Origin of the sequence: Aeromonas sp. HMWF016, from assembly GCF_963878195.1 — a bacterium.
GTDB lineage: Bacteria > Pseudomonadota > Gammaproteobacteria > Enterobacterales > Aeromonadaceae > Aeromonas > Aeromonas lacus.
The window spans coordinates 1-22,827 of the sequence record NZ_CAWNWX010000108.1; the positions used below are offsets into that span (position 1 = coordinate 1).

Annotated in this window: 18 protein-coding genes and 1 pseudogene; 8 read left to right on the top strand and 11 right to left on the bottom strand. The window is 57.8% G+C overall.

The window, feature by feature from the left end; translation table 11 throughout:
* Together AACS24_RS18055 and AACS24_RS18060 are read right to left on the bottom strand one after the other, a co-directional pair.
* A partial coding sequence (locus AACS24_RS18055; RefSeq protein ID WP_146181427.1) for a hypothetical protein occupies window positions 1–404 on the bottom strand: 404 nt, incomplete at its 3' end.
* Between the two features lie 3 nt (window positions 405–407).
* Window positions 408–1,175, bottom strand: coding sequence for a winged helix-turn-helix domain-containing protein (locus AACS24_RS18060; protein ID WP_146181428.1), 768 nt, complete (start codon window positions 1,173–1,175; stop codon window positions 408–410).
* A gap of 1,638 nt (window positions 1,176–2,813) precedes the next feature.
* Here AACS24_RS18060 and AACS24_RS18065 point away from each other — a divergent pair.
* Window positions 2,814–3,017, top strand: a pseudogene (locus AACS24_RS18065) (IS630 family transposase); the annotation flags it as partial.
* Here AACS24_RS18065 and AACS24_RS18070 read toward each other — a convergent pair.
* Window positions 2,959–3,381 carry a hypothetical protein gene (locus tag AACS24_RS18070; protein WP_181364228.1) on the bottom strand — a complete coding sequence of 141 codons (423 nt, stop codon included), beginning with the start codon at window positions 3,379–3,381 and terminating at the stop codon, window positions 2,959–2,961. The pseudogene AACS24_RS18065 and the gene AACS24_RS18070 overlap by 59 nt on opposite strands.
* Window positions 3,382–3,813: 432 nt before the next feature.
* Between AACS24_RS18070 and AACS24_RS18075 the strand changes: the two genes are divergently transcribed.
* Window positions 3,814–4,290, top strand: a complete 477-nt coding sequence (locus tag AACS24_RS18075; RefSeq protein ID WP_005304871.1) for an Lrp/AsnC family transcriptional regulator — start codon at window positions 3,814–3,816, stop codon at window positions 4,288–4,290.
* Between the two features lie 63 nt (window positions 4,291–4,353).
* Here AACS24_RS18075 and AACS24_RS18080 read toward each other — a convergent pair whose 3' ends face one another.
* Window positions 4,354–4,671 (bottom strand): hypothetical protein, encoded by a 318-nt coding sequence (locus AACS24_RS18080; RefSeq protein WP_041210257.1) that lies wholly within the window; start codon window positions 4,669–4,671, stop codon window positions 4,354–4,356.
* A gap of 305 nt (window positions 4,672–4,976) precedes the next feature.
* On the opposite strand from AACS24_RS18080, the gene AACS24_RS18085 reads away from it, so the two are divergent.
* The gene (locus tag AACS24_RS18085) at window positions 4,977–5,432 is read left to right on the top strand and encodes a nucleotide triphosphate diphosphatase NUDT15 (protein ID WP_108571541.1); all 456 of its coding nucleotides are present in this window, start codon (window positions 4,977–4,979) and stop codon (window positions 5,430–5,432) included.
* Window positions 5,433–5,504: 72 nt separating this feature from the next.
* Window positions 5,505–6,653 carry a chromate efflux transporter gene (chrA, locus tag AACS24_RS18090; RefSeq protein ID WP_108571542.1) on the top strand — a complete coding sequence of 383 codons (1,149 nt, stop codon included), beginning with the start codon at window positions 5,505–5,507 and terminating at the stop codon, window positions 6,651–6,653.
* Between the two features lie 316 nt (window positions 6,654–6,969).
* On the opposite strand, the gene msrB is transcribed toward chrA, so the two are convergent.
* The 4 genes from msrB to malQ form a co-directional block, all read right to left on the bottom strand.
* Window positions 6,970–7,356 carry a peptide-methionine (R)-S-oxide reductase MsrB gene (msrB, locus tag AACS24_RS18095; RefSeq protein WP_108571543.1) on the bottom strand — a complete coding sequence of 129 codons (387 nt, stop codon included), beginning with the start codon at window positions 7,354–7,356 and terminating at the stop codon, window positions 6,970–6,972.
* Between the two features lie 68 nt (window positions 7,357–7,424).
* Entirely contained in the window at window positions 7,425–9,581 is a 2,157-nt protein-coding gene (gene glgX / locus AACS24_RS18100) for a glycogen debranching protein GlgX (protein WP_108571544.1), read from the bottom strand.
* The gene (glgB, locus tag AACS24_RS18105; protein WP_033113222.1) at window positions 9,581–11,758 is read right to left on the bottom strand and encodes a 1,4-alpha-glucan branching protein GlgB; all 2,178 of its coding nucleotides are present in this window, start codon (window positions 11,756–11,758) and stop codon (window positions 9,581–9,583) included. The genes glgX and glgB overlap by 1 nt, the downstream gene beginning before the upstream one ends.
* A gap of 82 nt (window positions 11,759–11,840) precedes the next feature.
* Window positions 11,841–14,030 (bottom strand): 4-alpha-glucanotransferase, encoded by a 2,190-nt coding sequence (gene malQ / locus AACS24_RS18110; RefSeq protein WP_108571545.1) that lies wholly within the window; start codon window positions 14,028–14,030, stop codon window positions 11,841–11,843.
* Window positions 14,031–14,377: 347 nt separating this feature from the next.
* On the opposite strand from malQ, the gene gap reads away from it, so the two are divergent.
* Together gap and AACS24_RS18120 are read left to right on the top strand one after the other, a co-directional pair.
* A complete protein-coding gene (gene gap, locus AACS24_RS18115; protein WP_033113224.1) occupies window positions 14,378–15,373 on the top strand; it encodes a type I glyceraldehyde-3-phosphate dehydrogenase in 996 nt (331 codons plus the stop codon).
* An 85-nt stretch (window positions 15,374–15,458) separates the two neighbouring features.
* Entirely contained in the window at window positions 15,459–16,325 is an 867-nt protein-coding gene (locus tag AACS24_RS18120; protein ID WP_108571546.1) for a D-hexose-6-phosphate mutarotase, read from the top strand.
* A gap of 70 nt (window positions 16,326–16,395) precedes the next feature.
* On the opposite strand, the gene nadA is transcribed toward AACS24_RS18120, so the two are convergent.
* Window positions 16,396–17,469, bottom strand: a complete 1,074-nt coding sequence (gene nadA, locus AACS24_RS18125; protein WP_181364227.1) for a quinolinate synthase NadA — start codon at window positions 17,467–17,469, stop codon at window positions 16,396–16,398.
* A gap of 142 nt (window positions 17,470–17,611) precedes the next feature.
* On the opposite strand from nadA, the gene AACS24_RS18130 reads away from it, so the two are divergent.
* The gene (locus tag AACS24_RS18130; protein ID WP_108571547.1) at window positions 17,612–19,717 is read left to right on the top strand and encodes a methyl-accepting chemotaxis protein; all 2,106 of its coding nucleotides are present in this window, start codon (window positions 17,612–17,614) and stop codon (window positions 19,715–19,717) included.
* A 60-nt stretch (window positions 19,718–19,777) separates the two neighbouring features.
* On the opposite strand, the gene AACS24_RS18135 is transcribed toward AACS24_RS18130, so the two are convergent.
* Both AACS24_RS18135 and AACS24_RS18140 read right to left on the bottom strand, forming a co-directional pair.
* Window positions 19,778–20,233, bottom strand: coding sequence for an NfeD family protein (locus AACS24_RS18135; protein WP_108571548.1), 456 nt, complete (start codon window positions 20,231–20,233; stop codon window positions 19,778–19,780).
* The gene (locus AACS24_RS18140) at window positions 20,230–21,150 is read right to left on the bottom strand and encodes an SPFH domain-containing protein (protein WP_041210247.1); all 921 of its coding nucleotides are present in this window, start codon (window positions 21,148–21,150) and stop codon (window positions 20,230–20,232) included. The genes AACS24_RS18135 and AACS24_RS18140 overlap by 4 nt, the downstream gene beginning before the upstream one ends.
* A gap of 198 nt (window positions 21,151–21,348) precedes the next feature.
* Between AACS24_RS18140 and cysG the strand changes: the two genes are divergently transcribed.
* Window positions 21,349–22,797: a siroheme synthase CysG gene (cysG, locus tag AACS24_RS18145; protein ID WP_108571549.1), complete on the top strand. Its 1,449-nt coding sequence runs from the start codon at window positions 21,349–21,351 to the stop codon at window positions 22,795–22,797.
* Window positions 22,798–22,827: the final 30 nt, after the last annotated feature.

The following is a 22,827-nucleotide window of genomic DNA, read 5'->3' on the forward strand; positions in this document are numbered from 1 at the left end:
GATTTATATAGTATTTCAACATCATTACTATGTTCATTTAAACCCGCAGTAAGTAGAGAAATGAATCTACTTCCAAATAAGCTCTTTTGTATTTTTGGTTTTGCTATAACTTGACCATGACTCACATACTCGCAGTGAAAATCAGAGCAGGAGTAAAGTTTCCCTGAGAAGTGAAAAACTGCATTCGACTCTAGAGAGTCATCTTTAAGAATCAGGTTTTGTTCAACATAACCACTTTTTGTTACATTGAATGTAGATTTTATTTCTGCATATGGTTCCATTTTCGACATTCTGTATCTCTCCCCTAAGTACGAACCCGCACTTATTGGCGTATCAGAGTCTTTAAACTCAACAAAAACCAATGTTGCTATTGATAAGAGAAATGCAGAAAAGTATTTTAACATGACTTAGTTCTCCAAGATCGAGTTAATATTTTTTGATATCTCACTCGTATCCATATCTTGAAGCAAAAAGCTGACAGCCCTGTTTCTCTTGATGTCATAAAGTGATATCCCATCAGGGTAGACAAAGAAAACACAATCACACTTTATGTTCTCTAATGCCTCGATCAACTTCTGGGATGAAGCCAAATAATAGACTTCATTGCCTGATGATGTGGTCATCATATTTAGCTTGGGAGATTCTATTTTTTCTGATAAAAATCGACTTGAATTAGAGTATTCATAGGCACTTAAGCCAAAAAATACAATGGATAAAACAGACAGTATAACTTTCATAGTTTTAGCGTACGATGTGGTACTTATAATCCTTTTAAAGGTATAATTCTTGATTGCATTTCTTTCTGATGATGTAAAATCATCGTTGCTTAAAAGAATATCATCCATATCTAAGTCAGAAGTCTCAGCATCGTTCTTTATTATGAAAAGAGATTTGTTTATTTTGTAGCCAACACGAGGCATGGTGACTATCACTTCTTGTCCTGGCAACATTTCATTAAGTGTCGAACGCAAGAGAGATATGCTCTTCGACAATGAAAGGTCTGACACCCTGACATCGCTCCAGGCATAAGATAGAATGCTCTTTTTTGTTGCGACACTACCTGCTGGTTCTTTTAGAAGGCAATCTAGCACCATTGCATCTCTTGCACCCAGACGCTTCAAATTCCCATTAAATTCCAATGAGTTAGTGAACTTGCAAAAGATTATTTTTTCCACATCGAAGTCCTTTTGTCTGTCATTCAATCATCGAAGATCATCACACCTTATAAATAAGCCCACGTCCTCAGAGATGATGGGCGCCGCTAAAATCGATTCACCTTATATCTCTTACCATGTCAAGTTCTAATTATCTAATATATGCTGACAGCTGAACCATAGCAGATGATTTATATCTCTTGCTACCCAATCAACACCAACTCAACAAACTTCATCATGATTAAATTATCAATTGCATTAAATTTCACTTTATAGCAAGGCTTGGCGATCATATTTCATTTAATTTCAAAACAATTCAAAGTTTTATGAATTATTATTTTTCCTGTGTACAGGTCGGTTCGTGACGGTCTGACACAAATGAAACCCCGATTATGTGTACGTGGTTTCCCCCGAGTCTACGCAGGTTTTAAATTGAATACTGTGCTCTGTGTTAGGTTAGGGGGCTTTTTAATAAGGTATAATGGCGGTATATGTTTTTTGTTTTATTAGCGATTAGGGGTGATTTGATAGCCGCATTTCTCGTTATGTAGACGTAGTAACGTACTTCATGTGTAGTGTAGGCAAGGCTTATTATACATCCCTCATATTTCCTGAGAATCAATCCCTATTCATCGTTACCAAAGATGATGAAGTGGCGAGTGTATATATGATTTGTTGCGCAATATCATAGATGAATTTCATCGTACATTATATACCAAGGCTAGCCTATGTGAGTATTTGACCGTCGGTTGGTATATTAGAAATTGTAGATACCTGCTAGTGCACGACCAACGTAGCTATCCTTGATATGGTTATATACCCACACATCGGCAGCTACAACGCTGGTGAGTTATACGAGGCAGAGAGGACGGCTGGCTTCAAATTAAGCCCACGACTCGATAGTATTAAAAAATTTTCCACTTTGTCTTCAAACGAGGTGACTCGAAGTGTAGAGGTTGGGTATCGCTCACCTTGGCTTGGCGGTAATAGTGCATTTGTCCTCTATTCCATTTAATAGGTGGTGGGTTCGTTTATTTGAGGCATGGTGTACAAATGTTCCTGCAGAGGCTGAGCTGGTCAATTTATTCTTGACGCGAGAGATTGAGGTTCTTGCAGAGGTAGCAAGACAAAAAGGCTAAAAAAGTGGCTGGGTTTACAATAGGTTCATTGAAAAAATTGAGTATCTCTCGATGCGAGTGAATCATGAATCTCTTGATTCAACACAATATTTTTTCATCCTGAACTGTTTTTTAATGTAGTTTCAAATAAATTGATTGGTTTGAATGAACAAGAGAAAAAGGAGTTAATGAACAAGGCTAAAAGAGATAGCCATTTTGACGACCCACTTAAGAAGTGGTAGTAATGCAGGAATTATTGGGTAGGGCTACATAAACATTCGCAGCTGATGGTAGGTGATATTGAGATAGTATTAGCCTAATGGTTTTACACAAAAGGGAGTTGTCATACGGTTTCAAACCGGATAACAAAACGGTACCTGGGGTCACCGTATGACCACCAAAGGAGAAAGTAGCTCGTCGTAAAGTCAGCCCCTAAATAGCTGTTCCGAATAATAGATCACCGGAGGTAGGGAGCTCAGTCCAGTTTGTGCGATCTCATTAGTCGCCAAACAAAACAAGCCACACCTAAAAGACTGAGTTGATGCCTATCTTACCACCCCTGCCACGACCACAACGGCGCCGCATTCACAAAATCATCCATGCCACGTGTGATAAAGGACATGCTCGTCGCTTGATGGCTATCTTGCTGTTACATGAAGGACGCACGGTCACTGATGTTCATCACCTTACCGGCGCTGCTCGCTCGACCATCGGTCGTTGGCTTCGGTGGTGTCGAGATGAAGGCGCTTTACGGCCTTGTTTGCCTCAAGTGCGCAGCGCATGTCTCTGGGTCGTGTGTCTGCTTTGGCGCTGGTGATTGACACGACCTTGGTATCGGATAGCCGCTCAATCTCGCTCAGCGGTCGGTAGCAAAGTTCGGCTAGGCTCTTAATCTCGTCGTGGGTCAGGCAGCGAGTCTCCGGCATGCGGACTGCCAACTCAATCCCATGGACCACAAAAAACCGTTGCAGTATGCGTAGTGATTGGCCCACCAGTTCCCGGGTATTTGGGTTGTCAAATTCGTCGGTGAGAAACTTGCTGAAGGGGTAATGGATCGTGCCATCGTCATGCAGCAGAAGGTAGTTTCTTTTAGCACTAAATTGGCGCATATAAATGACGACTGTTATCTAGCGTGAAACTTCGCTATAGCACTCGCAAAAAAAGACAAGTGTTTTTCGCACTTGTCTCATGGGATCTGCTCTCTGACTGAGGTTACAGAGTTTTTTTACGATAGCTCTAGATTTTCACCATCCAAAGCAGGCGCCGGGATGCCTGCTTTGTTGCCTTCGGGGGAGTGGATGCTCTCGTTCCAGCCCGTCGTTGCCCGATAAGGTGAGACGGCTGATGGGGCTCTTGACCCGGTAAGGTCCTTCGCCACAGAGACCCGGTCAGGTATCTGTCTTGCCACCGGAAGATGTAACCATAGTATCCCTCCCGTGCCAGTGAGTGGTTGCAAAGTAGCCACTTATTTCGGTTGTTTTTGCAATAGTTCACCCTTAACCTAGGAAAAGTGGATTAGTCATTGCAACGAGGAAGGGGTAATGCTGAAACTGGATCGCATAGACAGACACATTCTGGAACTGATGCAGGAGAATGGCCGCATCAGTAATCTCGAACTGGCCGAGCTGGTGGGGCTCTCGCCGTCACCCTGCTCCCGTCGGGTCAAGGCGCTGGAGGATGCCGGTCTCATCGACACCCACGTCACCCTGCTCAATGCCCGCCAGCTTGGTCTTACCCTCACCGCCTACATTCATATCTCCATGGACCGACACACGCCGGAGCGGTTCGAAAACTTCGATCGTGCCATCAGCGAGTTGCCCGAAGTGCTCGAGTGTGACCTCATCACCGGCAACGATGCCGATTACCAGCTCAAGGTGGTGGTGCGCGACATGGAGCACTACCAGCACTTCCTGCTGGACAAGCTGACCCACATTCCGGGGGTGACCGGGGTGCGCTCCAGCTTCGTGCTGCGCCGCATCAAGCACAAGACGGCGCTGCCGCTCAACCACCTCGGCTAACGGCGGGGCGACCAAATGCAAAAGAGGAGGCAAATGCCTCCTCTTTGTTTAACCGGTTGCCGGTCAGACGGCCACTTCGCGGACCTGCTCCACCTGCAGCAGCCAGCCGCTCTGATCCTGTTGCGGCGCACCGCTCACCCGCAGCCGTTCCCCTGCGGGCACCCAGGCCCCGTCGGGCAGGGAGACCTGCAGACTCTCGCTGCCGTTGTCGAATAGCCAGCGATTTTCGCCAAGCGATTCAATCAGATAACCTTCCATCTCCACTCTGGATCCGGTTTGCCAGGATGGCGCAACGGAATCACGGCTCTCGATGAAATCCCCCTGAACACCAAAACTGGCTAGCCCCCACAGAATGGAGAGCCCGACCAATGATGACTCCATCTTGTCTCTCCTCTTTTGGAACTGTGGGGCCAGTATGGGAAGAGAAAACTGAGCGCTCTATGAACAAAACCGCAAAGTGGAACCGGGATCGCTAAAAAATCGATATCCGGTACTACTTTCGTCATTTTATGGCGCAGAGATCACACTCTCTGGCGGCTTGCTCCGTGGCGGCGGTCGTTGTTGGCGTATCTCTCTGCGGGCCGTTTTTGCGGTTTATGGCGTGCAGCGCCACTGGCAGACTTGTCCTGCCTGCCTATCCGGCCTAAGGTAGGCCGTTTTCATTGCGCCATCGAGGAGGCTTGCTCATGTCCACCCCCTATCCCCGCGTCGGTGTCGGCGTCATCCTGACCAACCGCGACGGTCTGGTGCTGCTTGGCAAGCGCAAGGGGAGCCACGCCCCCTACTGGTCCATCCCGGGCGGTCATCTCGAGTTGGGGGAGAGCTTCGAATCGGCGGCGATCCGCGAGGTGGCCGAGGAGACGGGGCTGGCGATCAGCTCGCCCGAGGTGGTGGCGGTAACCAACAATCTGGAGACCTGGCGCGAGAGCGGCCTGCACTATATCTCGGTGACCCTGCACGCCCTGGCCGAGGGCGAGCCGCAGTTGCTGGAGCCGGAGAAGTGCGAGGGGTGGGTCTGGTGCGATCCGCGTGCGCTGCCCGAACCCCACTTCGATGCCAGTCGCCAGTCGATCGCCTGCTGGCTGGCGGGGCGCTGCTATCTGCCGGGTGATGTGGCCATGGTGTCGGCCGGATCAGCCTGATTGTCATAAAAAGATCATCGCGTTGTCATATTATCTCCTCTCCATCGGCGTGAAAGGGGCGGGAGCAGCAGCGTGGGCGAGGTCTTTTGGCGGTTTTTGTGGCTGGGATGCGTCAGTTTTGGTGGCCCGGCCGCCCATATCGGGTATTTCCAGCGCACCTTTGTCCAGCGCCTGGGCTGGCTGGAGCAGGGTGAGTTTGCCCGTCTGCTGGCGCTCTGCCAGCTGCTGCCGGGGCCAGCCTCCAGCCAGCTGGGCTTTGCCATCGGCCGTCACCGTGCCGGTCTTGGCGGGGCGCTGGCCGCCTTTGTCGGTTTCACCCTTCCCTCTTTTATCCTGCTGCTGGCGGCTGCCCTCGGGGTGGCGCTGGTGGGCAGCAATCTCTGGCTGGCGAGCGCCCTGCACGGCCTCAAGTTGCTGGCGCTGATCGTGGTGGCCGATGCCGTGCTCGCCATGAGTCGCCAGTTCTGCAGCAACCGCTTGGCTCAGGGGATCATGGTGGCGACCGCCGCCGCGCTCTGGTGGCAGCCCGGCCTGCTGACCCAGCTGGGGATGCTGGCGCTCGCCGCGCTGCTCTCGGCCCGCTTCCAAAGCGGGGAGGGGAGACAAGGGGCCGCCGAGCCACGATTGGCCACCACCAGCCAGCCAAACTGGCTGCTTCTGCTGCTCTTTGCCGCCCTCTTTGTTGGCCTGCCGCTGCTGGGTGGCCCCCTTGGTCAGCTGGTGGCCGACTTCTATCGGGCGGGCGCGCTGATGTTTGGTGGTGGCCACGTGGTGCTGCCGCTGCTGGCCGAGAGCGTGGGCCACACCCTCAGCGAGCAGCAGTTCCTGACCGGCTACAGTCTGGCCCAGCTGGTGCCGGGCCCCATGTTTACCCTTGCCACCTACCTTGGCGCCCAGCTGTTGCCCGGGACGCCGCTGCTCGGGGCCTTGGCGGCGACCCTGGCGCTCTTTGCGCCCGGCTTCCTGCTGCTCTGGGCGGTGGGCCCTTGCTGGCAGCAGTGGCTGGCGCGGCCCCGTCTGGCGGGGGCCGTCGCTGGCATCAATGCCGCCGTGGTGGGATTGTTGCTGGCGGCCCTCTATCAGCCGGTGTGGCAGAGCGCCGTGCTGGCGCCCTGCGATCTGGCGCTGGCCGTTATCGGCTTTTATCTGCTACGGGTGGTGAAGCTGCCGGTGCCGGCCATCGCAGGGTTGCTGGTGCTGGCGGCCCTGTTGCAGGCGTGACGGGGATTTTCCCTGCTGTGTTGTCAGGGGATGCCGCTTGGCGTTTTGCTGTTAATCGCCCATAGCGGATCGGGCGCTGGCCTGTGGTGACCGCCGAGATGGCGCGAAAGGCGAAAGAAGCTGTGGCTGGCTTGGTATAAGACAAAATTGGGTCATGTAGCCAAAATCCATAAATCAAATTTATAGCGTCGGTTTGGCGGAGCGGCAGGCTCCGGGTGCGGGGATTGCCGCTTACAGAGAGCACCCCCCGATCCTGTCAGGCAGATAAAAAAACGGCGCCTCCATGGGGAGGCGCCGTTTTTTATTTTGGTCGGGCTCAGGCGTCCGGCTCGAAGTCGAGGCTCAGGCTGTTAACGCAGTAGCGCTGGCCGGTCTCGGTCGGCCCGTCGGGGAAGACGTGACCGAGGTGGGAGCCACACTGGCTGCAGGTGATCTCCACCCGCTTCATGCCGTGGCTGTTGTCCTCGGTGTAGGTCACTGTCCCCTCGATGGCGCGGTCGAACGAGGGCCAGCCGCAGCCGGAGTCAAATTTTGCATCCGAGTGGAACAGCACGCTCTTGCAGCAGACGCAGAGGTAGTCGCCGCTCTTGCGATTGTGGAGCAGGGCGCCGCTGTAGGGGCGTTCGGTGCCCTTCTCCCAGCAGACATGAAACTGCTCGGCGCTCAGCTTGTTGCGCCACTGTTCCGGGTTGTTACTGCTCATACCGACTCCTTGCCATCAATAACGGAGCCCAGCATAGCGGCTCCGTAAAGCTGACTCCAGCATGCTTGTTATGGTTTGCCCGGATCTGTGATCGGGGTTTCAGCCATGTCCGCACTGGATGCCGGCAGCAGCGCCTGCTCCGGCGGCAGGGCATCCTCTGCCGTGCAGGCCAGTGCCACCCGCTCCAGCAGCTTGAGGGAGTGGGCGCGGCCGACCGCTACCTGCCGCTTGATATCGTCGGGCAGGAACGGCAGCCCGTCGTTGGTGGCGGTGTCGATGGTCTGGATCCACTCCAGCCCTTCCCCCGGCGGCGGCAGGCGGAACTGGATGTCGTAGTCGCTGGCGTTGAACAGCACGTACCAGCGCTCGCCGATGCAGTTGATCATGCCGATATCCATGGCAAACGCCTGCCCCATGGGGGCGTGCCAATCCTGATCGGTGAGCTGGTGGCCGTCCGGGTGATACCAGTTGACCTGATGGCAGCTGGTGGCGGTGCCGTGCCAGCTGTCATCGCTCAGTTGCAGATTGGAGAAGACGGTGGACTCCGCCCGCAGCGCCATCATCTGCTGGGTGAAGGCGAACAGCCGCTCATCCTCCGGCCGCCACTGCCAGTTGACCCAGCTGATCTGGTTGTCCTGACAGTAGGCATTGTTGTTGCCAAGCTGGCTGCGCCCCATCTCGTCGCCGGCGAGGAAGTGCGGGGTGCCCTGGGAGAGCAGCAGGGTGGCGATCAGGTTGCGCTTCTGCTGCTGGCGCAGGTTGTTGATGCGCGGATCCAGGGTCGGCCCCTCGACGCCGTGGTTGCTGGAGAGGTTGTTGCCGTGGCCGTCGCGGTTATCCTCGCCGTTGGCCTGATTGTGGCGCTGGTTGTAGGAGACCAGATCCTCCAGGGTGAAACCGTCGTGATAGCAGAGGTAGTTGACGCTGGTGTGGGGCGAGCGCCAGTTCTTCGGGAAGAGATCCCGCGAGCCGACCAGCCGGGTGGCAAAGTCGCCCATCTTGCCCGCATCGCCGCGCCAGAAGGAGCGCACCGTGTCGCGGTAGCGGTCGTTGATCTCCAGCCACTGACTCGGGAACTGGCCAAGGCGATAACCGAAGGGGCCGATATCCCAGGGTTCGGCGATGAGCTTGACCCGTGACAGCACGGGGTCGGCCATCACCGCTTTGAAGAAGGCGCCCATGGGGTCGAACTCGCCCGCTTCGCGGGCCAGCGTCACCGCCAGATCGAAGCGGAAGCCATCCACCTGCATCTCGGTCACCCAGTAGCGCAGGGCATCGAGCACCAGCCGCAGGGTGTTGGGGTGGTCCAGATTGACGCTGTTGCCACAGCCGGTCACGTTGGCGTGGCGGGTGTAATCGGGGCCGTGGGAGCCCGCCTCGAAGGCGTAGTAACCGGCGTTGTCAAAGCCCTTGAAGGAGAGCATGGGGCCGTCGAAGCCCGACTCGGCGGTGTGGTTGTAGACCACATCCAGAATCACCTCGAGCCCGGCCCGGTGCAGTTCGCGCACCATGGTCTTGAACTCGGTCACGGCATCGTCTTGTCTGGTGCCGTAACGGGGCTCGGGGGCGAAAAAAGCGATGGGGTTGTAGCCCCAGTAGTTGGTCAGTCCCAGCTCTTCCAGCCGGGGCTCCGACATGAAGGCGGCCACCGGCATCAGTTGTAGCGAGGTAATGCCGAGGGACTTCATGTGCTCGATCATCAGCGGGTGGCTGATGCCAAGATAGGTACCCTGCAGCTCCTTGGGGATCCCCGGGTGCTGGCGGGTAAAGCCCTTGACGTGGGCCTCGTAGAGAATGGTGCGCGAGTGGCAGATGGCCGGTTTGCTCACCCCCTGCCAGTCGAAAGCGTCATCCACCACCAGCGACTTGGCGATCATGGCGGCGCTGTCACCCTGATAGAGGGCGTTGTCCCAGTAGGTGGGGCGGCTCACCGCCCGGGCATAAGGGTCGATCAGCAGCTTTTGTGGGTCGAACAACATCCCCTCCTGGGGGATGCCATAAACCCGGTAGCCGTAGCGCTGGCCTGCTTGCACGCCGCTTACATAGCCAAAACGATACTGGCCGCGGCGGCCGGGCAGCTCGAGGCGCGCCAGCTCCTGCTCCTGTTCGTCGAACAGACAGAGTTCCACCTTGTCCGACTGGGGAGCCCAGACGCAGAAGTTGCAACCGTTCTTATCAAGACGGGCCCCCAGCGGGTAGCCCGACCCTTTTTCCATTACCAGCATCAGGACTCCTGTTTGATGAACAAGGTCGCCAGTGGCGGCAGATCCAGCACTATGCTGTGTGCCATCCCCTGCCAGGGGGTCGGCTCGGCCGCGAAGACCAGACCCACATCATAGTTGCTGCCCCAGTAATACTCGCTATCGGTATTGAGCACGACCCGATAGTGGCCCGCCGCCGGTACGCCAATCCGGTATTCGATGCGCGGCACTGGCGTGAAGTTGCACGCCACCATGATGGCCTGTTTGCCCTCTTTGTCCGCCCGCAGCCAGGCAAAGATGCTGTTGTCGGCATCGTTGTGATCCAGCCAGCGGAAGCCGTTCTGCTCATAGTCCGCCTGATACAAGGCAGGCTCATGACGGTAGAGGTGGTTGAGATCGTGGATCAACCGCTGCTGGCCGCCGTGCTTGGGATATTGCAGCAGGTGCCACGGCAGCTGGGCATCGTGGTTCCACTCGTTGCTCTGGGCGATTTCGGTACCCATGAAGTTGAGCTTCTTGCCCGGGTGGCCGTACATGAAGCCCATGTAGGCGCGCAGGTTGGCGGCCTGCTGCCACTCGTCGCCCGGCATCTTGTAGAGCATGGAGTGCTTGCCGTGTACCACCTCGTCGTGGGAGAGCGACAGGATGAAGTTCTCGTCATAGTGGTAAACCATGGAGAAGGTCATGTCGTTGTGGTGGTAGCGACGGTGGATCGGCTCTTTCTGCATGTAGGTGAGGGTGTCGTGCATCCAACCCATATTCCACTTGAAGCCAAAACCCAGGCCGCCGAGGAAGGTGGGGCGGGAGACGCCGGCAAAGGCGGTTGACTCCTCGGCGATGGTCATGGCGTGGGGGTACTTGCGATAGACCTCCTCGTTGGTCCACTTGAGCAGGCTGATCGCCTCGTAGTTGTGGTTGCCGCCATCGACGTTCGGTACCCACTCGCCTGCGTTGCGCGAATAGTCCAGATAGAGCATGGAGGCGACTGCATCGACCCGCAGGCCGTCGATGTGGAACTTGTCGAGCCAGAACAGGGCGCTCGCTACCAGGAACTGGCGCACGGTATTGCGGCCGAAGTCGTAGATGTAGGAGTTCCAGTCCGGGTGCCAGCCACGGCGCGGATCTTCGTACTCGTAGAGCGGGGTGCCGTCGAAGCGGGCCAGCCCGTGAGCATCGGACGGGAAGTGGGCGGGTACCCAGTCCAGAATGATGCCGATCCCGGCCTGGTGGCACTGGTCGACGAAGTATTTGAAATCATCAGCCGTGCCGTAGCGGCTGGTGGGGGAGAACATGCCCACCGGCTGGTAGCCCCAGGAGCCGCTGAAGGGGTGCTCGGAGACCGGCAGCAGCTCGATGTGGGTGTACTCCATCTCCTTGATGTAGGCGACCAGCTCCACCGCCAGCTCGCGCCAGCTCAGGCTGTCGCCGTTGGGGTGACGCTTCCAGGAGCCGACGTGCAGCTCATAGATGGAAAGTGGCTGCTCGCGCTTGTCGTTGAGCTGGCTCTCGCGCCAGGCGGCATCCTGCCACTGATACTGGTCGTGGTCATAAACCACGGAGGCGAATGAGGGGTACTGCTCGCAGTAAAAGCCGACCGGGTCGCTTTTGTGCGGCAGCCGGTTGCCCATGGGATCCTTGAGTTCGAACTTGTAGCGATCCCCGGCCTTGATGCCCGGCACGAACAGCACCCAGTGACCGCACTGGCTGCGTTCCATCGGATGACGGCGGCCATCCCAGAAGTTGAAATCGCCGATCAGGCTCACCGAGGTGGCGCTCGGCGCATAGACCGCAAAACGGACCCCTTCCACCTGCTGACCGAGATGCTCCACGGTGCGCAGCTGGGCGCCAAGGGTGTGGTAGAGGTTTTCCGGCTGGGCGGTCAGTTCGGCAAGACCCGCCCAAGCGGCATCCTGAAACTGGTAGGGATCGATGACTTCGGCAGTCGCTTCTGCGTAACTGACGAGCAACTGGTAGGGGAAGGGATTTTTACGGCGGGTGAAAACAGTTTCAAAAAGACCCGATTCATCGGTGGGCGCCAGGGTGGCAACAACTTTGCCCGACTTGAGATCCTTGACGCGAACTTCAACGGCATCAGGCAACCAGGCAGTCAGTTTGAGGCCGGGCCCATCCGGATTGGCCTGCAGGCCTAAGTGTGAGAAGGGATCGGAACAGCGGGCAGCAACCAAACGTTCAACGAGCATCGAGATTTCCTTTCATGACAGAGCGTCCGCTCCGGCCTGAGCCGGAGCGGATTTAGGTGAGTCGGCTGTAGCGGACAACCGCTCAACGACTGGCCTCATCACGGGCGCGGCTCATCTTGCCGGCCAGTGCCTTGAGTGCCTCATTGGCAAAAATATCTTCCAGGTCGGTGGAGAGCTTGCGGCGCCAGTTGGGGTATTCGTAACTGGTGCCCGGTACGTTGACCGGCTTGTCCATCTCCAGCCAGTCTTCCAGCTGGGTACTGAACAGGGCGCAGCTGCCACGGGACATGTGGATCTGCAGACCGTGGTTGAGTTCGGTATTCATACCGACCCAGTTCACGTCATGGCTGATGCTCTCGGGGATGACACCGTGGCCATGCAGGCTGTCGAGGATCCGCTGTTTGGCCTGGTGGCGATCAGCATACAGACTCTTCAGCACATCTTCATCTGGATACAAACCAAGTTGACGGCCCAGCGCCAGATCATCGCAGTGCCAGAAGCCCTTGAGGGTTGGCATGTCGTGGGTGGTCAGGGCAGACATCGCCTGCTCGGCATAGTGGGCCGGGGAGATGAAGCCGCCATCGGCCTTGGAGCGCTCGAAGAAGAACACCTTGTAGGAGTGGACGCCGTTCTCTTTCAGGGTCACGTCGATCCCCTCCGGCACGGTACCCAGATCTTCGCCGATCAGCAGGCACTGGTTGCGGTGGGATTCGAGGGCCAGGATGCCCAGCAGGTCGTTGACCGGATAGTAGATGTAGGCGCCCTTGGCGGCTGACTCTCCGGGCGGTACCCACCACAGGCGCAGCAACGCCATCACGTGGTCGATGCGCAGTGCGCCGCAGGAGCGCATGTTGGCACGGAACAGATCCACCATCGGTTGGTAGGCCGCTTCAAACAGCTTGTTCGGGTTCATCGGGGGCAGACCCCAGTTCTGACCAAGCGGGCCGAGGATATCGGGCGGCGCACCGACCGAGGCTTTCGGGCAGTAGAGATCCTGGTTGGCCCAGATCTCGGTGGAGCCTTCGGAGACGCCCACCGCCAGATCACGGTAGATCCCCATCACCATGCCGGCAGCCTTGGCGCGGGCATCGGCTTGCGCCAGCTGCTCATCGGCCAGGAATTGCAGGTAGAGGTAGAAGTTCACATCCTGCTGGTGCTCGGCCATCCACTTGGCAACGGCGGGATTGTGGTAGTTGCGGAACTGCTCCGGCCATACCGGCCAGCCCCAGGCATTCTCGCCCTTGCAATAGAAATAGGCTTGCAGGGCATCGAACGCAGCCTGCTGTTGCAGGCTGTCGCCACCGGCGGCGACGAAGGCATCGAAGGCGGCCTGGCGCTCGGCGCTCAGGGTGGCGTCGTCGAATACCTGACGCAGCATGCCGATCTTGGTCTCGATGACGCCGGTGTAATCGACGTTCTCTTTGGCGCGCAGATCGGCCAGATGTTGCTGGAAGGCGGGGCTCGCCACGTCAGCTTTCAGGCGCGCATTGCTCTGGAATTCAGGCACCGCTTCCACATTGATGTAGGCGACGTTGAGCCAGCGACGGGAAGAGGGGCTGTAGGGACTGGCGCTCTCCGGGTTGGCCGGATAGAGGGCGTGAATGGGGTTGAGGCCGACGAAGTGGGCACCCCAGTCGGCCGCTTTCTCGACCAGCTGGCCGAGATCGCTGAAATCGCCGATACCCCAGTTGTGGCGGCTGCGCAGGCAGTAGAGCTGCACGCTCGGGCCCCACACCTTGCGGCCATTGGCAATCGGCGCCTGCTTGTAGCACGCCTTGGGTGCAACGATGAGGCGCATGGTGGCCAGCGGCTCGTCGTTGCCCTCTTCCAGCAGTACCAGCTCGTGATAACCCAGTTCAGGGGCCATCTCCAGCGTCACGCGGTAGGCCTGGCACTCCATCTCTTCAAATTCGGCCACGCCAACCAGCTCGCCCTCGATGGGGGTAAACTGGCCGGAGAGTTCGCCGCCCTGTTCCAGCTTGAGCTGCCAGGTGAGGGCGTCATTGACGAATTCGATGGGGAGGCGGACTTCGAGCGTGACGGCGTCACCGGTGCGAACCACCATGACGGGATCCAGCGCCCGCAGCCAGTGCTGGCGATGTTCCTCTTCCAGCTGTTGCATCAGGGCTGCTTCGTCATCGACGCGATAGCCCATGGCGCCCAGCATGGCGGCCTTGCTCTCTTCGGATACCTGAGCCGGCTGGCCCCAGGCATCGACATACTCGCTGGCAATGCCTTTTGCGGCAGCCAGCTGTTCAATCAGGGTGGTCATAGTTTGAGAATTCCCGCTGTGGATTCTATCTATACTATTTTGTTTGATTTTTATGGGGTGGTACTTGAACAGTGGCTCTATGGGCCATGCTAAACCGCGCACATTTTTACATATCCATCATCACGGTTGTGTGACGTGGCAGGCACTATTGTCGATCTCCGGGCGATGCAACAACTGACCTCTTTTTCGACAAAACGTGGTAATCAGTTACATAAACAGAAAATAAATTTCACAGTTTTTCATGATATAGCGCAATTTCAGACAGAATGTTGGTTGACTCACCAGAGAGTTCTAGTAAATTTACAAGCGGAATTTTCTTTGACTACTGAACAGTTAGGTAACTAAATATGACTATCAAAGTAGGTATTAACGGTTTTGGCCGTATCGGTCGTTTCGTATTCCGTCTGGCTTGCGAGCGTTCTGACATCGAAGTTGTTGGTATCAACGACCTGATCGATGTTGACTACATGGCTTACATGCTGAAGTACGACTCTACCCACGGTCGTTTCAAGGGTACCGTTGAAGTTAAAGACGGCAACCTGGTTGTAAACGGCAAAACCGTACGTGTTACCGCTGAGCGTGACCCGGCCAACCTGCGTTGGAACGAAATCGGTGTTGACGTTGTTGCTGAAGCTACCGGTCTGTTCCTGACCGACGAGACTGCTCGCAAGCACATCGCTGCCGGTGCCAAGAAAGTTGTTCTGACTGGCCCGTCCAAAGACGCGACCCCGATGTTCGTAATGGGCGTTAACCACGCTACCTATGCTGGCCAGGACATCGTTTCCAACGCTTCCTGCACCACCAACTGCCTGGCTCCGATCGCTAAAGTACTGAACGACACCTTCGGTATCGAATCCGGTCTGATGACCACCGTTCACGCTACCACTGCTACCCAGAAGACCGTTGATGGTCCGTCTGCCAAAGACTGGCGCGGTGGCCGCGGCGCGGCTCAGAACATCATCCCGTCCTCTACCGGTGCTGCCAAGGCTGTTGGCGTAGTTATCCCGGAACTGAAAGGCCTGCTGACCGGTATGGCTTTCCGTGTTCCGACTCCGGACGTGTCTGTTGTTGACCTGACCGTTAACCTGAAGAAAGCTGCCACCTACGCAGAAATCTGCGAAGCGATGAAAGCTGCTTCCGAAGGCTCCATGAAGGGCGTTCTGGGCTACACCGAAGACGAAGTTGTATCTACCGACTTCCTGGGTGAGCGTCAGACCTCCGTATTCGACGCCAAAGCTGGTATCCAGCTGACCGACAAGTTCGTTAAAGTTGTATCCTGGTACGACAACGAAATGGGCTACTCCAGCAAAGTTCTGGACCTGATCGCTCACATCACCAAGTAATTTGGGATGCGCAATCGCGTAGCTTGAAAAAGGCGGCCATGGGCCGCCTTTTTGTTTTCCGGTTTCCCTGATGACAGGAGTCCTCATGCAATCCATTCGTCCCCTGACAGCCAGCTGCCAGCTCGCCAACAATGCAGCCGGCCTGCCCGTTCTCACCGTCAACAACGACTATGCCAAGGCCGAGATCAGCCTGTTCGGTGGCCATGTGCTCACCTATCAGCGCCATGGCGAGTCTGCCTCCATCTGGTTGAGCGACAAGGCTGTGCTGGATGGCAGCAAACCGATCCGTGGCGGTATTCCGCTATGCTGGCCCTGGTTTGGCCCGGCGCCTGCCCGTGTCGGTAGCGGCAAACCCTCCCACGGTTTTGCCCGCACCACCCTCTGGATGCTGGACGGGGTCTCCGACCATGCCGACGGCACCTTGGTTCATCTCTCTCTGCGCGACAGCGACGCCACTCGAGCCCTGTGGGATCACGCATTCGAGCTGGAGCTGGATGTGCTGGTCGGCAAGGAGCTCTCGCTGGTGCTGACCACTCGCAATACCGGTAGCCAGGCGCTGGTCTATAGCGGTGCGCTGCACACCTATTTGCAGATCAGCGCACCGGAGGCGGTGAGCGTCACCGGCCTTGGCGAGCCCTATGCCGACAAGCTGACCGGTCTGAATGGCCAGCAGCAGGGGGCGTTGACCCTGAACGGGCCGCTGGATCGGGTCTATTGGCAGCCTGAGGCGCTGGTGAGCGTGCAGGATGGCGAGCGCGAAATCCGGGTGGTCAGTGGCAACCATGACAGCACAGTGGTCTGGACCCCCTGGCTGGAAGGGGCCACCGCCATGGCCGACATGAGCAATGACGGTTATCGCACCATGCTCTGCGTCGAGGCTGCCATCGCCGGTGACGCGGGCGTGACCGTCGCGCCGGATGAAGAGCACAGCTTCTCCACCGTGATCATCTGAGCAGGATGACGTTCAGCTAAATAAAGAGGGCTCCCGCGGGAGCCCTCTTTGCATCTCGTTATCCCGGCAATCAGGCGTTTCCCTGGGTTTTCAGCTTGAGTTCGGCGGCGAAGTTGAGCATCCGATCGAGGGGAATCAGGGCTTTGATCCGCAGGTCTTCGTCGACATGGATCTCGTGGCGCTCGGCACCGTCGGTGAGCGCCTCCTTGATCGCAACAAGACCGTTCATCGCCATCCAGGGGCAGTGGGCACAGCTGCGGCAGGTGGCGCCATCGCCACCGGTCGGGGCTTCCACCATCTCTTTCTCCGGACAGGCTTGCTGCATCTTGTAGAAGATGCCCCGGTCAGTTGCCACGATCAGCTTCTGCTGGGGCAGCTCTTTGGCTGCCTTGATCAGCTGGCTGGTGGAGCCGACCGCGTCGGCCAGCTCGATCACCGAGGCGGGGGATTCCGGGTGAACCAGCACGGCGGCGTCCGGATTTTGCTCTTTCAGCTCGCGCAGGGCACGGGCCTTGAACTCGTCGTGGACGATGCAGTGCCCCTGCCAGCGCAGCATCTGGGCACCGGTTTTCTTCTCGATATAGGCACCCAGATGGCGATCCGGGCCCCAGATGATCTTGTGACCCAAACTGTCGAGGTGTTCGACGATCTCGAGCGCGATGCTGGAGGTAACGACCCAGTCAGCCCGCGCTTTCACAGCCGCCGAGGTATTGGCGTAGACCACCACGGTATGATCCGGGTTGGCATCGCAAAACGCTGAGAACTGCTCGATGGGGCAGCCCAGATCAAGCGAGCATTCGGCCTCCAGCGTTGGCATCAGCACCCGCTTGTGGGGGCTCAGGATCTTGGAGGTCTCACCCATAAAGCGCACCCCGGCGACGATCAGGGTCTGAGCCTCGTGATCGCGGCCAAAACGGGCCATCTCCAGCGAGTCACCAACAAAACCGCCAGTGGCTTCGGCCAGCGCCTGGATCTCTGGATCCGTGTAGTAATGGGCTACCAGCACCGCCTTGCGCTCCTTGAGCAGTGCCTTGATCTCTGTCGTCAGGGCGGCTCTCTGCTCGGCACTCAGGGGCTGCGGTTTGGCCGGAAAGGGGTAGTCCATTTCGACTACCGGTGGGATACTGCTCAGTGCATTGCTCATTTGCGACTGTTCCATCAACGCTCGGGAAGGCAAAAATTATAACCAGAAGCCGGCTGCAAACCCATCAACAAATCGGGTGAGTGGCAAGTAGGGGAATATACTCAACTTATTCGTTGTTACTCTTGCCATAAGGAGTTGCTGCATGAAACAACGTTCGCTCAAGTTCAAGCTCTTGTGTCTGACCATGGGGCTCTTTCTGCTTACCGGGTTGGCCATGACCTTGCTGCAATCGGCCTCTTTCAGTTCTCTTCGTACTATGGTGATGACCCAGACCAGCGATGCGCTGGAGCAGGAGGTCTCGCGCAGCCTGCAATATCAGGCGGAGCGCTATGCCATTCAGATATCCTCTCTGATGCAGAACTCCTACCAGATACCTCTGACGGTCACCGCCCAGATTGAAGCGGCCATGGCCAAACCGGAACAACGTCTCGCGCGGCCGCAGGTGGAGTCTCTGCTCGGCAGCAGCTTGCAGCAGGCGAGCGGGATCAGCTCCATCTATGCCCAGTTTGAGCCGAACGGCTACGATGGCGAGGATGCCAACTGGATGGCCGGAGCCAGCCACTCGGTGGCGGGCAAGGGGAGCCTGGAGGTCTACTTCACCAAGGATCAGGGGGGCGCCGTTACCCAGCAGCCGATTGATGCGGCTGCCAGCGAGGCAAAGTTCGATACATCCGTCAACGAATTCGGCATCCGGAATAGCGAGTGGTATCTCTGTGGCCGCGATACACGCCAACCCTGCCTGATGGAGCCCTACCTCTACGAGATAAGCCCGGGCAACAAGATGCTGATGACCAGTCTGACCGTGCCCGTTCTTCACGACGGCAAATTTGTCGGTCTGACCGGGGTTGATATGAACCTGCCCATCTTCCAGCAACTGGCCGAAACGCTGGGCAAGAGCCTTTATGACAACAAGGCGGATGTCACCATTGTCAGCAAGATGGGGCTGATTGTTGGCAGCAACCGCTACGCCAACAAGCTGGGTCGCCCGCTCAAGGAGGTGGGCCTTGCCCTGCCGACCGGCCAACCGGTCAGCAGTGACAGCGATTTTATCCTCGAGCAGCCGATCCGGGTCGATGTCGCCAATGCCCAGTGGTGGTTGATGATCAAGGTGCCCAAGGCGCTGGCGCTGAGCAAGGCGCGCAGCATCAGCAACGATCTGGGCACCCTGCTGCAGGATGCGCAGCGTCAGCAGGTTGTTGCCATGGGGGTGATTACATTGTTGGTGCTTGGCCTGCTGATCTGGTTTATCCAGACCATTACTGCGCCGCTGGCTCTGATCAGCCGTCACGTTTCTCACCTCTCCAGCAATGAAGGGGACCTGACCCAGAAGATAGAGATTGATACCCACGCAGAACTGATAGAGCTGGGAAGGCATCTCAACGCCTTCCTTGGCAAGCTGCGCGGCATGGTGCAGAACAGCAAGGAGATAGGCCAGCAGGTCAACGATCAGGCCAGAGGCATGAAGCAGACCGCCAACACCATGCGCCACAGTCTCGATGAACAGCATCTGGAGCTGGAGAGCGTGGTCAGTGCCATGCACGAGATGAGCACTACCGCGGTCAGTGTCGCAGGCTATGCCGAGCAGGCAGCCGAGGAGTCTGAAGCGGCGACTCATCATATCAACAGCGCCCAGCAGACCTTGAGCAATGCGCGGCAGGAGATCCATACGCTGGTTGAGGATATGCACGAGGCTGACAAGGCCGTTGCATTGGTGGCCCAGCGCAGCGCCAATATCAGCCGGATCCTCGATGTGATCCGTGCCATCGCCGAGCAGACCAACCTGCTGGCTCTGAACGCCGCCATCGAGGCGGCCCGGGCTGGCGATATGGGGCGCGGCTTTGCGGTTGTTGCAGACGAGGTACGGGCGCTGGCGACCAAGACCAGGGCGTCAACCGACGAGATAGGTCAGTTGATTGGTAGCCTGCAGGCTGAGGTGAACAGTAGCCAGCGCCTGATGAATACCGGCATCGAGCGCTCAAGCTCTACCGTGCAGGGAACCGAGCAGGCATTCGAGGCGCTCAATCTGGTCGTCTCACAGATCCAGCAGATCCACGACCATATCAGCCAGGTGGCTACGGCAGCCGAGCAGCAGAGCGCAGTCAGCGACGATATCAACCAGAACCTGATGCGTATCGGCGACACCGCCAACGTGATTGGTCAGGAGGCCAATGCCAGCCATCAGCTCAGCGAAACGCTGGAGCAAGCGGCAACGGCGCTGGCCAGCCAGCTGGATCGGCTGCGCACCTGATGGGAATAGAATGCAAAAAAAGCCCGCGATATCGCGGGCTTTTTTATGGCTTGCTGGCAGTCAGGAGAGCGGTTCAACCAGCAGAATATGGGAGTCGGCTCCCACCACTCTGACTTGGGTGCCTGCCGGCAGTTGCTGGCTGCAGCGCACCGTCCAGACCGTATCATCCAGATGCACCCGGCTGGTGCCCTGCACGACATCATCGATCAGGGTCAGCTCGCGGCCCAGATAGCTCTGCATCCGCTCGTTGATGGGGGCGGCGGCATCCTTTCCGGAGCGATCCCGGTTGTGCTGCCAGCGCCACCAGACCCAGGTGGTGAGCAGGGATTGCAGGGCGAACAGCAGCAGTTGCGCCTGCCAGCCGAAGGGCCACATCAGCAGCAGCAGGCCCACCTCCAGCGCGGCGATGCCGGTCCAGAGCAGAAAACCCACCGACCCCAGCACCTCGATGGCCAGCAGCACGAAGCCGAGCCCCAGCCAGTGCCAGTGGGTCAACCCCTCGAACAGGGCTGTCATGACTTGCCGCCCTTGCCATCCTTGAACAGCTCGGCCATGCCGGCCACAGCGCCAATCAGACTGCCCGCTTCCAGCGGCATCATTACCACCTTGCTGTTGGGGCCTTCACCAATGCGGGCCAGCGCCTCGGTGTATTTCTGGGCCACGAAGTAGTTGATGGCCTGCAGATCCCCTTCAGCGATCGCCTTGGAGACCATATGGGTCGCCTTGGCTTCCGCTTCGGCGGCTCGCTCCCGCGCTTCGGCGGCGAGGAAGGCGGCCTGACGCTCACCTTCGGCTTTGAGGATCTGGGACTGCTTCTCACCTTCCGCTTTGAGGATCTTGGACTGGCGCACCCCTTCGGCTTCCAGCACTTCGGCCCGTTTTTGGCGCTCTGCCTTCATCTGGGCGTTCATCGCTTCGACCAGCGCCAGCGGCGGGCGTACATCTTTAATCTCGATGCGGGTCACTTTGATGCCCCAGGGGGCGGTGGCGGCATCCATGGTGCGCAGCAGCTTCTCGTTGATGGTGTCGCGCTGGGAGAGCATCTCGTCCAGCTCCATGGCGCCGAGCACGGTACGCATATTGGTCATGGTGAGGTTGCGGATGGCACTGGTGAGATCGTTGACCTCGTAGCCCGCTTTGCGGGCATCCACCACCTGTACAAAACTGATGGCGTCGATGGTGACGTTGGCGTTGTCGCGGGAGATCACCTCCTGCGCCGGGATGTCCAGCACCTGCTCCATCATGATGATCTTGTGGCCGACCCGATCCACGTAGGGGATCAACAGGTTGAGACCCGGGGTCAGGGTGCGGGTGTAGCGGCCGAAGCGCTCCACGGTCCAGTTGAAGCCCTGTGGCACTATCTTGATGCCGGCACTCAGGGTTGCGATGACCAGAAATACAAAAATCCCTAGCACAATCAATGATTCGTTCATCATTAAGCTCCTTATGAAACACAGTCCATAGCCTAGGGTTTGCCCTTTGGCACTACAAGCGACTTTCACTCTCTTTAGTCAGTAAATGGCTTTGCTAATTACCAAAGTGTCTTAAAAAGCATTTTTTATTATTTTGAGGGATAAGTGGCCCTGCCTATAGTCGCCCCATATTAGTCGTATTCCGAGGGATGGGTCGAAATGGATTATTTGCCGATGTTTGCCAAGTTGGACGGGCGCCCGGTGCTGCTGGTGGGCGGGGGCGAAGTGGCCCTGCGCAAGGCGCGCCTGCTGCTGGCGGCCGGTGCCCGGCTGACCATCGTCTCCCCGGAGCTTGAACCCGAATTCACGGAATTTGCCGGTCGTTTCACCCATCTGGCTGAGCGCTTTACTCCGGCCCATCTGGCAGGCCAGATTTTGGTAGTGGCGGCGACCGACAACCTCGAAGTCAACGCTCTCGTTTATCAGAGTGCCAACCAGTTGGGTCTGTTCGTCAACGTGGTGGATGACCCCAAGCGCTCCAGCTTTATCTTCCCCTCGATCATCGATCGCTCGCCGCTGATGGTGGCGGTCTCCAGTGGCGGCAAGGCGCCGGTGCTGGTGCGCCTGCTGCGCGAGCGGCTGGAGAGCCTGCTGCCGCGCCATCTCGGCGGGCTGACCGAGCTTTCCGGCCGGGTGCGTGACAAGGCCAAGCGGGTGCTCTCATCCATTTCCGATCGTCGCCGCTTCTGGGAGCGCGCCTTTGCCTCCAACACCCTCGCCAGCCTGATTGAGAAAGCCGATTGGCAAGGGGCCGAGCAGTGGCTGAGCGATGGGCTCGACCAGGCGAAAAGCGAAGTGGGGGAAGTGGTGCTGGTTGGCGCAGGCCCCGGCGATCCGGGCCTGTTGACCCTCAAAGCGCTGCAACAGATTCAACAGGCCGAAGTGGTGCTCTACGACCAGCTGGTCTCCGCCGAGATCCTCGATCTGGTGCGCCGCGATGCCACTCTGGTGTCGGTCGGCAAGAAGGCGGGCGCCCACAGCGTGCCGCAGGAGGAGACCAATCGCCTGCTGGTGGACTACGCCAAAGCAGGCAACCGGGTGGTGCGGCTGAAAGGGGGCGATCCCTTCATGTTTGGCCGGGGTGGCGAGGAGCTGGAAGTGCTGGCCGACGAAGGCATCCCTTTCTCGGTGGTGCCCGGCATCACGGCCGCCGCCGGTGCCACCGCCTATGCCGGTATCCCGCTGACTCACCGCGACCACGCCCAGAGCGCCGTCTTTATCACCGGCCACTGCCAGAGCGATGGCAAGGAGCCCGATTGGCAGCAGCTCGCTTCAACCAACCAGACCCTGGTGATCTACATGGGGCTGATGCGCTCAGAACATATCCAGCAGCAGCTGGTGGAGCATGGCCGAAGCCAAGCTACCCCCATCGCCATCATCGAGCGCGGCACCACCGCTCGCCAGCGGGTGCTGACCGGCACTCTGGCGGATCTGGCGGAGCTGGCCAAGCAGGCGGTGAGCCCGTCGCTTATCGTCATCGGCGAAGTGGTTGCCCTGCGCGAGCGCCTCGCTTGGTTTGGGGAAAAAAGCGGGGAAAAGAGCGGCGAGCAGCAGCGCGCTGACCCGGATCTCGATGGCTGCGACCTCAAACTGGTGCAACTGGCCTGAGCCAGACCGACATATTTGATGCGGCTGCCG